The sequence below is a fragment of the Escherichia sp. WS3227_2 genome, from assembly GCF_046486495.1.
Classification (GTDB): Bacteria; Pseudomonadota; Gammaproteobacteria; order Enterobacterales; family Enterobacteriaceae; genus Escherichia; species Escherichia coli.
On sequence record NZ_JBJQLG010000005.1, the window covers coordinates 259,623 to 273,123 of the forward strand.

At 51.3% G+C, this 13,501-nt stretch carries 12 protein-coding genes; 2 read left to right on the top strand and 10 right to left on the bottom strand.

Going from position 1 to position 13,501, the window contains the following annotated elements; all coding sequences use genetic code 11:
• Positions 1-62 precede the first annotated feature (62 nt).
• On the bottom strand, positions 63-1,799 hold the full coding sequence (locus ACJHXB_RS09710; RefSeq protein WP_000340203.1) for a potassium/proton antiporter: 1,737 nt from the start codon (positions 1,797-1,799) through the stop codon (positions 63-65).
• Between the two features lie 94 nt (positions 1,800-1,893).
• Positions 1,894-2,808, bottom strand: coding sequence for a muramoyltetrapeptide carboxypeptidase (gene ldcA, locus ACJHXB_RS09715; protein ID WP_000051549.1), 915 nt, complete (start codon positions 2,806-2,808; stop codon positions 1,894-1,896).
• A 99-nt stretch (positions 2,809-2,907) separates the two neighbouring features.
• Between ldcA and emtA the strand changes: the two genes are divergently transcribed.
• Positions 2,908-3,519, top strand: coding sequence for a membrane-bound lytic murein transglycosylase EmtA (gene emtA / locus ACJHXB_RS09720; RefSeq protein WP_001295616.1), 612 nt, complete (start codon positions 2,908-2,910; stop codon positions 3,517-3,519).
• Position 3,520: 1 nt separating this feature from the next.
• Here emtA and ACJHXB_RS09725 read toward each other — a convergent pair whose 3' ends face one another.
• Positions 3,521-4,255: a flagellar brake protein gene (locus tag ACJHXB_RS09725; RefSeq protein WP_000020135.1), complete on the bottom strand. Its 735-nt coding sequence runs from the start codon at positions 4,253-4,255 to the stop codon at positions 3,521-3,523.
• A gap of 200 nt (positions 4,256-4,455) precedes the next feature.
• Here ACJHXB_RS09725 and ACJHXB_RS09730 point away from each other — a divergent pair, with 200 nt between their 5' ends.
• Complete coding sequence (locus ACJHXB_RS09730; protein WP_001330447.1) at positions 4,456-4,710, top strand: GlsB/YeaQ/YmgE family stress response membrane protein; 255 nt, start codon at positions 4,456-4,458, stop codon at positions 4,708-4,710.
• 49 nt (positions 4,711-4,759) lie between these two features.
• Here the strand turns inward: ACJHXB_RS09730 and ACJHXB_RS09735 are convergent, their stop codons facing one another.
• The 7 genes from ACJHXB_RS09735 to treA all read right to left on the bottom strand — a co-directional run bounded on the left by ACJHXB_RS09735 (position 4,760) and on the right by treA (position 13,213).
• Complete coding sequence (locus ACJHXB_RS09735; protein ID WP_001469090.1) at positions 4,760-6,730, bottom strand: TonB-dependent receptor plug domain-containing protein; 1,971 nt, start codon at positions 6,728-6,730, stop codon at positions 4,760-4,762.
• Positions 6,731-6,755: 25 nt separating this feature from the next.
• Positions 6,756-7,610 carry a ModD protein gene (gene modD / locus ACJHXB_RS09740; protein ID WP_000576817.1) on the bottom strand — a complete coding sequence of 285 codons (855 nt, stop codon included), beginning with the start codon at positions 7,608-7,610 and terminating at the stop codon, positions 6,756-6,758.
• Complete coding sequence (locus ACJHXB_RS09745; protein WP_000903983.1) at positions 7,607-8,419, bottom strand: class I SAM-dependent methyltransferase; 813 nt, start codon at positions 8,417-8,419, stop codon at positions 7,607-7,609. Before ACJHXB_RS09745 ends, modD begins: the two co-directional genes overlap by 4 nt.
• A 9-nt stretch (positions 8,420-8,428) precedes the next feature.
• Positions 8,429-9,187, bottom strand: coding sequence for an ABC transporter ATP-binding protein (locus tag ACJHXB_RS09750; protein ID WP_000173311.1), 759 nt, complete (start codon positions 9,185-9,187; stop codon positions 8,429-8,431).
• Positions 9,184-10,164, bottom strand: coding sequence for a FecCD family ABC transporter permease (locus tag ACJHXB_RS09755; protein WP_001261251.1), 981 nt, complete (start codon positions 10,162-10,164; stop codon positions 9,184-9,186). The genes ACJHXB_RS09750 and ACJHXB_RS09755 overlap by 4 nt, the downstream gene beginning before the upstream one ends.
• Positions 10,164-11,186: an iron ABC transporter substrate-binding protein gene (locus ACJHXB_RS09760; protein WP_000060139.1), complete on the bottom strand. Its 1,023-nt coding sequence runs from the start codon at positions 11,184-11,186 to the stop codon at positions 10,164-10,166. Before ACJHXB_RS09760 ends, ACJHXB_RS09755 begins: the two co-directional genes overlap by 1 nt.
• Positions 11,187-11,515: 329 nt before the next feature.
• On the bottom strand, positions 11,516-13,213 hold the full coding sequence (gene treA, locus ACJHXB_RS09765) for an alpha,alpha-trehalase (RefSeq protein ID WP_000841693.1): 1,698 nt from the start codon (positions 13,211-13,213) through the stop codon (positions 11,516-11,518).
• Between the last annotated feature and the right edge of the window lie 288 nt (positions 13,214-13,501).

The window sequence follows — 13,501 nt, forward strand, 5'->3', positions numbered from 1 at the left end:
ATATGCAGGCTCAGGCTGCGTTCTGCAAAGCATCGCATCCGGGGATAGATGCTGCATTAAATTTAAGATTCAGCTTCTTCTTCAGCCACCCGTACGCCAATCTTCAACACTTCATTATCTTCTTTCTCGGCCACCGTCCAGATCATCCCGGCAAACTCTACCTGGTCACCGACAACCGGTGCCGCGCCTAACAACTGCTGGACAATTTCACCCAGCGTTTGCTGCTTATCACGATATTCTCGCCCGTCTTCCAGGCCATATATCAGCGCCACATCAGCATATTTAGCGCTGGCTTCGAGAATGAAGTCACCAAAGAAGCGTTGATCCAGCGCGATAGGTGGCGACTGGCTGAACAGTTTACCGAGCGCCGGGAGATCGCGTTCCCGACCAATTACACACAACACATCGCCTTCGCGCAGTCGGGTGCTGCCGGTGGGATGAAGCAACTGGTTATCACGAAACAGTGCCGCAATACGCGTCTCTTTTGGCATATGCAGATCGCGCAGTGCCGCACCTACGCACCATTTATCGGCACTCAATTGATAAACAAACTGCTCCCATGGATTTTCCGGATGAATATCCAGGCCAACGCGTGACACCGGACGTCCGACGGGCGGAACCACCACTTTGGCTTTTTTCGCCGCCCACGAGAGAGATGTTCCCTGCAAGAGCAGTGAAACCAGAACCACAAAGAAGGCGACATTAAAGAACAGTCGCGCATTCTCCAGCCCCGCCATCATCGGGAACACGGCCAGGATGATTGGCACCGCGCCGCGTAATCCCACCCAGCTGATAAACACGCGCTCACGCAGATTAAAACCACGGAACGGTAGCAATCCGGCAAATACCGAAAGAGGACGAGCGAAGAAAATCATCCATGCGGACAAAATGAGCGCCGGAATGGCAATAGGCAGCAGATCGCTTGGGTTAACCAACAGCCCCAGCACCAGGAACATGGCGATTTGTGCCAGCCAGGCGAGGCCGTCGAAATTTTGCAGAATGCCGTAGCGGTTGCGAATCGGCCGATTACCCAGCAGAAAACCGCACAGATAAACAGCCAGAATACCGCTGCCTTCCAGCGCCGTGGTTAAAGCAAAAATTAAAATACCGCCGCTTAATGCCAGCAATGGATATAAACCGGCGGGCAGGGCGATGCGATTAATCATTTGCAGCAGTAAATAACCACCGCCAAGACCGATGACAATCCCGAGGCCAAATTGCTGCAAAATATCGACCACGAACATCCAGCTGACACTGCTTTCATGTTGCTGGATCATCGCAATCAGGGTAATCGTCAGAAAGACCGCCATTGGATCATTACTGCCGGATTCAATTTCCAGCGTCGAGCCAACACGTTCGTTAAGCCCCTTACCACCCAGCAGAGAAAAGACCGCTGCAGCATCGGTGGAGCCGACGATAGCGCCGATTAATAAGCCTTCAATCAAATCAAGATTAAACAGCCACGCCGCCATCATGCCGGTTAAACCAGAGGTGATAAGCACGCCCAGCGTCGCCAGCGACAGGGCCGGTCCTAACGCCACACGAAAGGAACTGGCCTGAGTGCGCATCCCACCGTCGAGCAAAATAATCGCCAGCGCCAGGTTACTTACCATGTAGGCGAAGGGGTAATTATCAAACGGGATACCGCCGACGCCATCGACTCCTGCCAGCATGCCGATCGCCAGAAAAATAACCAGAATAGGAATGCCAAGACGGGAAGAAAATGAACTAAGTAATATACTGCTGGTGACAAGGATGGATCCTAAGATGAAAAGGCTAATTATTGTTGTGGCATCCAACGGTCGGTTACTCCTGATTACGCTGTCTCTTATATAAACCCTACCATATTAGCGGCAGAGACAGCGTTTTACTTAGCCCTGAAGCGTGATTTTTTTACATTTTAAGAACAGGATGACCGCTAATCGTCAACTGAGTGCCTTCCCGGGTGTTAGTAAGAATGGCATGTGCGCCCAACGGCAGCGTAACCGTGCGTGGTTCATGACCAAAATCGAGGCCGGTAATGAGTGGAATCGACAGGCGGGAACGCAAAAACGCGTACACTGACTCCAGGTTGTAACCTGCGTCATAATCATTGGGCGTGCTGCCGCTAAAGCTACCGAGAATAATCGCCTTCTGACGTGGCAAAATTCCAGCATGATAGAGCTGCAACAGCATACGTTCGACGCGGAAAGGGTGCTCGTTAATATCTTCCAGCACCAGAATACCGTTTTCGATTTGCGGCATCCACGGTGTACCAATCAGTGAAATCAGCATCGCGAGATTGCCTCCCCATAACGTGCCTTCGGTCTGACATGTCGGGCCTTCCCCTTGCCATTCAATGGTGAAGGTTTCATTGCGTAACGCCAGCCAGAAATGGTGCTCGGTAAAGGCGTTCAGTTCATCCGCGCCAAAGTTTGCTACCAGCATGGGGCCGCTAAAGGTGATGACATTGCCATGCGCCAGAAGACCGCACTGAATGGCGGTAAAATCGCTATGTCCGCAAATGAGCAACGGGTCATGTTGTTGGCGAGCCACCAGTGCCTGCCAGTCAATATCCGCCAGTAAACGACTGGCACCGTAACCACCGCGTACAGCCAGCACGATAGTGTTGGGGGTAGTCAGTCTGGCAAGGGAATTGAGATCTTCCAGACGCTCCGTTTCCGTACCCGCAAAACGCTCACAACGACGGGCAATAACATCGACGTTATTGACCTGATGCCCCGCGTCGGTAAGGCGCTGGATACCACGCAGCGCGGCGTGCTGTTTAATGCAGTAACCCGATGGGGCAATTAAGTGAAACAGAGACATGGCAATTCCTTGCTGACAACAGAAACGAAATGTATATCATGCCGCTTAGGTGTGCCGTTGTCACCTCAACGGCGATTCCAGGCTATAAGGATAGAAGAAGTGAAATTGAGATGGTTTGCCTTTTTGATTGTGTTATTAGCAGGTTGTTCATCAAAGCATGACTACACGAACCCGCCGTGGAACGCGAAAGTTCCGGTGCAACGTGCGATGCAGTGGATGCCAATAAGCCAGAAAGCCGGTGCAGCCTGGGGCGTCGATCCACAATTGATCACAGCGATTATCGCTATCGAATCGGGTGGTAATCCGAATGCGGTGAGTAAATCGAATGCCATTGGTTTGATGCAGTTAAAAGCTTCAACCTCCGGACGTGATGTTTATCGCCGAATGGGCTGGAGTGGTGAGCCGACGACCAGCGAGCTGAAGAATCCGGAGCGTAATATTTCAATGGGCGCGGCTTACCTGAATATTCTGGAAACCGGCCCGCTGGCAGGCATTGAAGATCCGAAGGTACTGCAATATGCGCTGGTGGTGTCATATGCTAACGGGGCAGGTGCGCTGCTACGGACTTTCTCGTCAGATCGGAAAAAGGCGATCAGCAAAATCAACGATCTGGATGCTGACGAGTTCCTCGATCACGTAGCGCGAAATCATCCTGCGCCGCAGGCTCCGCGCTATATCTACAAACTTGAGCAGGCACTGGACGCGATGTAAATCAGTCGCGCACTTTGTCCGCTTTCTCCCGGGCTTCCCGCTCGAGAGAGAAAATAATCCGCTGTAATTGCCGCTCCACCGTCGGGCTGACGTTAAGAAAACGGAAGCTCAGACGGGGAGTGGTGATGGTTTCATTCTTGCCATCAATCACTTTGCGCTCGCTGATTGAGATTAACTGGGCGTCAAAGTGAAAAACACCCCATTGCCCCATGTTGACTTCAATCTGAGCGAAGCGCATGCCTTCGTGCAATCCGGCAGGCTTTGCTGTTTCCAGTAATGCGCCCATGCCGCCTAACGACAAATCATACAGGCGGAAACGTAACGTACTGTTATCCGCCAGTTTGGTCTGGCAAAAATAAGGCGGATGGAGTGGGGCGGAGATGCGGAAATATCGGCGTCGTTGTACAAACCACAAGGTGGGAGGCGGTACGGTAATAAATGCCGGAAGCTGCAAGTATTCACTCTGCTGTAGTTGTTCAACAGTAAATTCGACTTTCGCGCCCTGGGTTTCGGCGGTAATGATAATGTGCTGCGCCTTTAACACAGCGTTGTTATCTTCGGCTTGACTGCCGAAATCCAGCACCAGTTTATCCGGGGTTATTGCCAGTATTTTGCTGATCAGCTGCCCGCCATTCCAACTGATACGCAAAGGAATTGCGGCTTTGTGCAAATCGCGTAACACGCCCAGGACGGCTAACGGATTTTGTTTCAGGAACTGCTCATGGTAATGACTCACGCGGAAAAACTCCTGACTGACAAACTGTCTTTGGTTTATCGGTCACAGTTAACAAAACTTAATACAAATGCATGAATATTTTTTACATGTTGTTCTTAAATCAGCCGACATACGCCCAGCATCGATTCCGCCCTTGCCTATACTTAGAGCGTTGACGTAAGCATTTCTTGCGTCCGATTCATCGAAACGAGGGCCTGAACATGGGAATTATTGCCTGGATTATTTTTGGCCTGATAGCCGGCATTATCGCCAAGCTAATCATGCCGGGGCGTGATGGTGGTGGATTTTTCCTGACCTGTATTCTCGGGATAGTCGGTGCGGTGGTCGGCGGCTGGCTGGCGACCATGTTTGGCATTGGTGGCACCATCAGCGGTTTTAATTTGCACAGCTTCCTGGTGGCGGTGGTGGGCGCTATCCTGGTGCTGGGCGTATTCCGCCTCCTGCGAAGAGAATAAGATTTTCATAAGGCGGATAGCGATACAGATGCCGCTATCCGCTTTCACATCAGAACGTATACTCGATACCTGCCCAGAAATTGCGACCTTCTTCAATAAACCCTTCACTGTAGGCATATTTGGTATCAAACAGGTTATTGACCGACGCATTGACGCTGAAGCCATGACCTAAAGTGTAATCGGCTCGAATGTGGGTCACCGCAAAACCGGCGGCTTTTTGTGAACCGTCACTGTTGCTGTAGCTGGAGGAACGCGCCTCTTCCGACAGCGTTACGCTTAACGGCTCCCACGGTTTGAGAGTCATCCATGCGGTCATTGTCTGCGTTGGCAGATCGGTTATCTTGCCGATGTCTTTGCGTTTGGCATCAGCGTGGATCAGGGCATAGCTCAATCCTACATCCAGTATATTGCTGATTTTCCCCTTAATACCGGCATCCAGACCGCTGTAATCCACCGTGCCGCTGTTCTGATTTTGAATGGTATCGGCATCGATATTGTGCGAGAGGATGGCATCACTCACCCGGTTATAGTAAAAGCTGACCTCAAACCCCCAGTCGTGCGTGAAGGCACCATTCCAGGTTAAATCCACCCCGCGCGCGCGTTCCGGTTTGAGCTGCGGGTTAACAATCGCTATCTGGTTATACGCAGGTTTGGACGTGGTATAGCGTTCTTTCAGCGTCGGAAAGCGTGTGCGGTCATAGTACGAAAGCGCCAGCGTGTCTTCATTGGCAAAGTGGTATTTCCCCATCACCTGCCAGTTAAAAGCTGACTGATTGTTGTCGTCATAATGGGTGATGCTTCCATCTTTCTCATGTTTTTTCGCTTCTACGCTATCGCGCCAGTCATAGCTGATTCCAGCCACGACATCGACATTATCGGCAGCAGCCCATTGATATTCACTGGCGAGCGACCAGGTACGATCTTCATAGCGATCGTAAGCGGCGTGCGGCGCACTTTTTTCCCGGTGTACGTCATCTTTCCAGTTAACGGCAAACGACAGCAGATCGTTTTCACGCACATCGGCTGCCAGTTGTAACCCGGCACCGTCGCTGTAATCGGAATAATGGCTGTAGCTGCCTTTTTTATTTTTCAAATCAGCCAGCGAGTTGTACATCATCAGCGTATTTTCAAAGGTGTCGCGATATAGCCGACTTTTCAGGGTAAAACGATCGTTTAGTTGGGTCGTTCCCTGATAATAAAAACTTTCTTTGTCATACTCTGGCCACTGCCAGTAGCGTGATTTTTGACCACTATTTCCACTGTATGGCGGGTTATCTTTTTCACCATCCTGCTTAATGTAAGTCAATGTGTATTCATCGTTTTCGCGTGGTGTAAAACCGAGCTTCACAATGCCGCGTTTATCATCAGCCGATGAATTAATCATCTTGCCGTGTTTGCCTGCAATATCATTATTTACACCATGCGGCAGGCCGAGAAAATCCTGCTTTAGCTGGCTACCGCTGACTTGCAAATACCCCAGATCGCTGCTGGCGGCAAATGAAGCATGCATATCGTAGGCATTGTCCTGGCTACGGCTCCATCCCTGGCGATATCCCAGACTTGCTTCCAGAGGTTTTGTTGGCTTCTGGGTGGTGATATTAATGGCTCCGCCCATCTGATTAGGCCCCTGAAGCAGCGACGAATACCCTTTGGAAACTTCAACTGCCCCCAAATTGTTGGTCAGAATCCGCGCCAGATCGAGGTTGCCGTCATAGGGAACATAAATGGGCACACCGTCGAAATAGACCGGCACCTGACGACTATCAAAGCCACGAACTTTGACCTGTTCTTCGTTGCGGCTACCTGACTTTTGCAGCACCACGCCGGGGACGACACTTAATGCCTGAGCGACATTCTGTTTATCCAGGGCCTTCATGATGGGTTGATCGAGAACGGTGGTCGTCGTTGATGATACCGGACTGGACCATACGGTCAGCGTGTCACTCTCCTGAGCCGCTACGGCCTGCTGGGTAAAGGCAAGTGATAATGCTGTGCAGAGATAACGTTTTTTGAGTCTCATAGAATAAATTCCGTTTAACAAAGAATTAAATAGAGGCTGCGGGTTGCAGACTGACTTTAATGTCAGCTGGTGTCGCGTAATAAGGCGCGGAGGTAATAAAAAGGCGAATGCCGCAGTCGAGGTAATTTTTGAGTGTTGTCAGATTAATTCCGCCGGTCAGAGCCAGCGTGCAGTGGGGAGCCAGCGACGGTGCTATTTGCGCAATTTCAGTTGCCTGTTGTGGACTAAATTTGTCGAGCTGAAGTACGTCTGGTTGCGCGCGTAACGCGGCGATTGCCTCTTTCGGCGTGTCGGCTTCAACAACTATTTTCTTCTCGGGTGCGTGGCGACGTAACTGATTGATTGCGCCTGACCAGTCCTGATTGTCATGAAGAAAATGACGGTGGTTGGCAAACAATAATATGGTTTCCGCACATCCGGCACGATGAATCAGTCCTCCGGCAGCCAGAATTGCCTGCGAGGCCAGTAAGCGGGTGCCCGGAATTGCTTTTCGGGTGCAGGCGATATTGCCATCAGGGTAACGTTCACGAAGTAACGCCAGCATTTGAGCGAGATAATCAGAAACACCGCAACTCCACTCCAGCACATTCTGGACTGCCTTCCATCCCTGATGAAGTGCTGCGGCATTACCCTGCGCACGGATTAGCCGCTGACCCGCGTTCGCTTGTGAACCGTCGCTGACTGCGTCATCAATAGTTAATCCCAGCGTAGTTAACATCTTACACGCGACAGAAATTCCGCTGACGCAGCCGCCCTGACGGTGAAAAAACTCTATATAGCCATGCTGGTGTCCAATATTTAATGCTCGCGTGGTCAGGTCACCGCCCTGGATATCTTCCAGAAGTAACGCATCGATTTGTGCCTGAGAAAGGAAAATCATCGCAGTGCCTCTTGCGGTACGCTATCCCACCAGATGAGCGCCCAGTCGCGGCTGGCAGGGGCGAGGGCACGAGCATCTTGTTGTTGATACCAGCGATATAACCGCTCACGCTCATCGTCGTTAAGCGCGCCCAGACTCCAGCTGACGTTCTGCTCAAAACGTTCCCAGGTGCTGTTATCCTGTTGGCAATTTTGTCCACGGATAAAATCAACGTGAGCATAAATTCCCATCTGATACAGGACGTTGAGCGCAAAGATATAGTTGGGTAATTCGATCACTTCCCGACCAGCCGCCCGCTGAATGGCTGGAGAGACGAACGAGGTGCTGACCAGATGAGTCGTATAGACGCGAAGCCGTGCCTGATTATTCAGTTTGCTCATTGCCTGGCGCATATCAGCCACCAGAGTGGAGCGGGAAGCCACGGCAATATCGCAGCGTGGCAGGTCACTCCAGTCCTCTTCCCAGGCGCGCTGGATCCAGTGGACATTGTCTGCCTTTAGCGCGGCGGCGCGACGGGCGGCAACCTTCAGCATCCCCTGACTGTAATCAACGCCATAAATCGTCGTGAGTTTGTCAGCCAGCGCCAGCGATACGGTACCCGGTCCGCAGCCCATATCGAATAAGGTCTGCGCGCCTTGCAGATCAATTTTAGCGGTCAGTTGTTGCAGGTAGCTGTCCGTAGGCGAGGCGCAATTTTCCGCCATTTTTTCCGCCCGTTGATCCCAGTGAGCCGGCGTTTTTTCTGTGCGGTGGGCCAGTTTGAGTTGCTGCAGGTAAAGGTCCGCAAAATCAATATCATCAATGAGCATGATTGTTCCTTAGTGGCTAATTGCAGAGAGGTGATGATGAATCTGGTCGGCAGAAACCCGGTACAGGGCAGCCAGTTTGTTCGTTGTTAACTGTTCGGTCGGTAAGCCTTGTGTTACTCGTCCATCTGGCTCTACCTGGATAATGCTGTCGGCAATGGCGTTGGCATGGAGCGGATGATGAGTCGACATTAGCATTGTCATGCCGTTATTTTTGAGCTGCGCCAGCGTGTCCAGTAGTTGGATCTGATGACCGAAATCGAGGCTGGAGGCAGGCTCATCCAGTAATAACAAGCGCGGTTGCTGGACGAGTGCACGGGCGATTAAAGCCAGCTGACGTTCACCGCCGCTAAGCGTATTCCAGCGTCGTGTCGCCAGATGCAAAATGCCCAGCTTTTCCAGTTGCTCCGTTGCTTTCAGGCGTTCTTGCTTACCGGGAACGGAAAAAGCGCCTATGGTGGGGGCCAGGCCCATCAACACCATATCCAGCACACTAAAAGCAAAAATACCGTCGTGCGCCTGCGGCACCCAGGCAATGGCCTGCGCGCGCTGGCGATGGCTGAGTGTCTGCACAGGGAGGCTATCCAGTAAGATCTCGCCTTTTAATAACGGTATAACGCCAAGAATGGAGCGCATGAGTGTGGTTTTGCCGCAACCATTGGCTCCTAACAGACAACAAATTGTTCCTTGCGACAGGGTGAAGGACACGTCGCGTAGCACCGGATGGCGGGAGTAACCCAGAGACGCATGACGGACGGCAAGCAAAGTCACTGGCGACCTCCGCGTAACAACAAAAACAGGAAAAACGGTGCACCAACAAAAGCGGTCAGAATGCCAAGTGGGATTTCTGTTGTTCCAATGCTGCGTGCCAGCGTATCGGTAAGCAGGAGCAGAATCGCGCCAGTACACATTGCCATGGGCAACAGCTGCTGATGGTTATGACCGGTCAACAAGCGGGCAATGTGCGGAACGACCAGGCCGACCCAACCAATTATGCCCGCTATTGCTACCGTGCTGGCGGTGATTAGTGTGGCGCAGACAATTAATCCAAAGCGCAGACGTGTCACGTTCAGTCCCAGCGAACGGGCTTCGTCGTCGGAAAGCGTGAGTAAATTCATGCGCCAGCGGAGAAAAAACAGGGGCAAGGAGCCTGTGAGAATGATCGGTGCAGCATAGCAGAGATCGCGTAAGGTCACGGTGGACAGCCCCCCCAGCAACCAGAAGGTAATTGACGGTAACTGGGTGTAAGGATCGGCCAGCGTTTTTATTAGCGATATCCCCGCTCCGCACAACGTTCCTAACGCAATGCCTACCAGCACCAGGGTTAAGATCGGATCGTGGCGGGTCACCCGACACGTAATCAACCAGACGCCCGCGACCACCATCAGCCCGCCGCAAAATGCGTACAGCTGGATGTAAACAATGGATAATCCCCACAGGATTGCCGCGCAGGCACCAAGTCCGGCACCGGCGGAGACGCCTAAAATATCCGGTGACACTAAGGGATTACGGAACATTCCCTGATAGGTGGTTCCGGCCCCTGCCAGCGCCGCGCCCAGAAACAGCGCAGCAAGAATACGCGGCACGCGGATTTGCCAGAAGACAATTTGTTCCTGCACAGGAACATTTTCTTGACGAAGAATGAGCGCCAGCAGTTGCTGTATATCGAGATGATAAGCCCCACTTACGGCGGCAAAAGTGATACTGATAGCTGCCAGCAGCAAAATACATCCGTTTACGGTTCTCATTAGCTCGCCACCAATTTTTGATAGTCGGCGTCACTGAGTGAACAATGCCAGAACAGTTGGGCGTAATGCTGCATGTCACTTTTAAACTGGCGATTGATGGCGGGATCCAGCCAGGCGTGAAGTCTGCGTAATCCCAGAAGACGGTTGATTCCCGGTGGGGCATCCAGCCAGCCAAAGGGCAAGCCACTTAAAAATAAGATGCGTTGTTCTGCAACCGCTTTCACGCCCTGCCAGAGAGGATCACGACGAATAAAATCTGCAGTAACGGCCTCCTGAACCAGAATAATATCCGGCTGCCAGCGCAGGAGATTTTCCATGGAAACCTGTGTCAGACCGTGGCGATCGGCTATTTGCGCGACGTTGTGCAAACCTAATAATTCCGCCGCCTCGGTATGCAACGAACCCTGTAAGCCCGTTTCCAGCCCTCGAGGACCGCGCGCAGCATAAAAGCTGAGGTTAGCGGCGGGTGAGGTGGCGAATGCCTGAGCTTCACCAACGAAGCGGCTGGCGAGATTGGCTTGTTCTGCGGCGCGGTGCTCTTCGCCTAACGTTTTGCCAAGCGTTGTTAACTGTTCTGCTGATTGTTCCAGTTTCCCGTTAAGCAATAACCAGGGTATTTGTGTCTGTTCGCTAACCTGCCGTGCCTGGGAGATCCAGGTTTCATCCGTATTGCCGCAATCAACGACCAAATTGGGATGTAACGCCATAAGCCCTTCCAGCGAGAGTGTGCTGGCGCGCCCGGCGAGTCGTCCCAGCCTGGGGAACTGGCGAATGTGCTCTGGCAATGGAATTAATGCCTGACGGGCAAAATCAAAAGAGGAAAAACCGACCATTTTTTCTGGCGCGACAGCCAGCAATAGTAAATCGGCGGGCGCGCCTGCGCTGACGATGCGTGTAATGTTTTGGGCTTCGGGAAGCGTCAGTGAGGCCCAGAATTTGACTGATTGTGCAAAGGACGGCAGATGATGCAGGAACAATGTCGACGCAAGAATCTGTGTAAACCTCCGTCTGGTTAGTGACATAAGTAATATCCTGATAATTAAAACCGCTATATACTTACACATATAGCGAAAAAGATCATGTTTGATGTCAAAATTTGTCTAAAGAGACAGAATGATTTGCTTGTTTCTTAAATAACACTTTGTTCCACAAGAAAATTGTCAGGGAGAATGGGGAGTGGGGGAAAATATAAATAGAGGTGTAATGATTAACAAGTTGATAAAATAAAATTAAAATCTTCTCTAATAAAAGAAAATAAAGGCATAGACCGTAGAATGGGGGGCATTTCGTGGCGAAAAAAGAGCAATGCCAATTTTATGCACATAATGGCATTGCTCGATATACAGCAAAGTTAAGGCGTAGGTTCCGCCTCTTTTTGTTTTACCGGCTGTGTTGTTGATTCACTGAGTGGACGCGTCGCCGGAACATTGTCGCACGGTTGCTCTTTCGGGCAGATCAAATCCAGCATTTTCAGCGTCACGCCATTGGTCCAGCCAAAGCCATCCTGTAATGGATATTCGCCACCGCCGCCCCCCGTTCCGGTGGTGCTGACATCATATTTTTCCACCAGCTTTTTCTCCCGGTCATAGGTGTGCTGAACATTGGTCAGGAAGTGCCAGCTAATGTCCATCGCCACCTCTTTTTGCCCGTAGTTTTGTAATCCTTCTGTCGCTACCCACTGCAACGGTGCCCAGCCATTTGGCGCATCCCATTGTTGCCCACTTTTCACCGACGTGGTGTTCAGGCCGCCGGGTTGCAGCAGATGTGTTTTCGTCGCCGTCGCCATTTTGTTGGCGCGATCTTTCGCTGCCGCATTGACATACAGCGGGAACAGGGCGGCAGCGGTTAACTGATTGCGCACTTTATGACTTTTCAGGTCGTAATCGGCATACCAGCCTTGTTGATCGTTCCACAGGTATTTTTCGATCCCTTTTTGACGGGCATTCGCCAGCGTTTCGTACTGGTTTGCCATCGCGTTATCTCCGGCAGCTTTGCTGGCGCGGGCGAGGATTTTTTCCATTTTAAACATCAGGCTGTTCAGATCGACCGGTACGATGCTGGTGGTGCGTAAGGTATTTAACTGCTGCGGATTGTCCATCCAGCGCGAGCTGAAATCCCAGCCAGACGCAGCGGCAGAGCGCAGGTCGCGGTAAATTTCAGTGGCAGGTCGATTCGGATTGCTTTTGGCGGTGGCAATATCTTCCACCCATGACTCTGGTCGTGGCGTATCGCGATCGTCCCAGTAGCGGTTGAGAAGGGAACCATCCTGAAGTTTGACAACGCGTTTTTCCTGTTGTCCGGCTTGCAGGTTTTCAACACCGTCCATCCAGTAAGCATATTCTTTTTGCATTTGCGGCAGGTATTGCTTCAACGCGGCATCGCCTTCATGCTGCGCCAGTAACTCTACCATCAGGGCAAAGAAGGGCGGTTGCGAGCGGCTTAAATAGTAACTGCGGTTGCCGTTGGGAATATGCCCGTAAGTGTCTATTTCATGAGCAAAATTGGCTACCATATCCGCGACTTTATCCCAGTGACCGCTTTCGGCAAGCCCTAACATGGTGAAGTAACTGTCCCAGTAATATACCTCGCGAAAACGTCCGCCCGGCACGACATAAGGTTCCGGCAGCGGTAACAGAGAATCCCATTTTTCGGTATTTTCGGTAGAACGCGTTAATACCGGCCAAAGTCCGTCAATATGTTCGCGTAGTGATTGCCCCTCTGGCGGAACATATTTCTCGCCCTCTTTCGGCAGGGTGAAATTGACGTTAACGAAATGGCGCAGATCAAATCCGCTCTGGTTTTGCTGCATCCGATAATCAGCAAGGATCATCAACGGATCGCTGTTCGGCACGGCATCGGCAAAGGTTTTTTGGTCCGGAAAAAGTTTGGCGTTTTGCACATCATTAAACAGCGGCCCTAATAAAATATCAGGCGGCTGTGGCGTTACCGGTGTTTCTTCTGCCTGCACCGATAGCGCAGCGAAACACAAAAAAATGCAGGCTGGAATTAACGCCATTTTTAGCGGGCGAGAAGCTGCGGGGGATTTCATCAATCATTCTCCTTTGGCGAAACCGAATAAAACGGTATTCAAGTATCAGAAAACCTTAGTTCAGGATCGCACTAGCTGCATGATCGAAATCTCATTCTGCGAACGGTCAGGCATTTTAGAAAAGGGAATTAAAGGGATAAATAACGGCGAAATAGAGTGATCAAATAACGTCTGTTTGTTAGCCAGTCAGCGGCGTTGGGTTCGCGATTAGCGAAGAAAAATCATCATAAATTGGTGAAAAATATAACAGGTAGTTAAAAAACATTAGTGCAGAGTAAATAGCCAGAT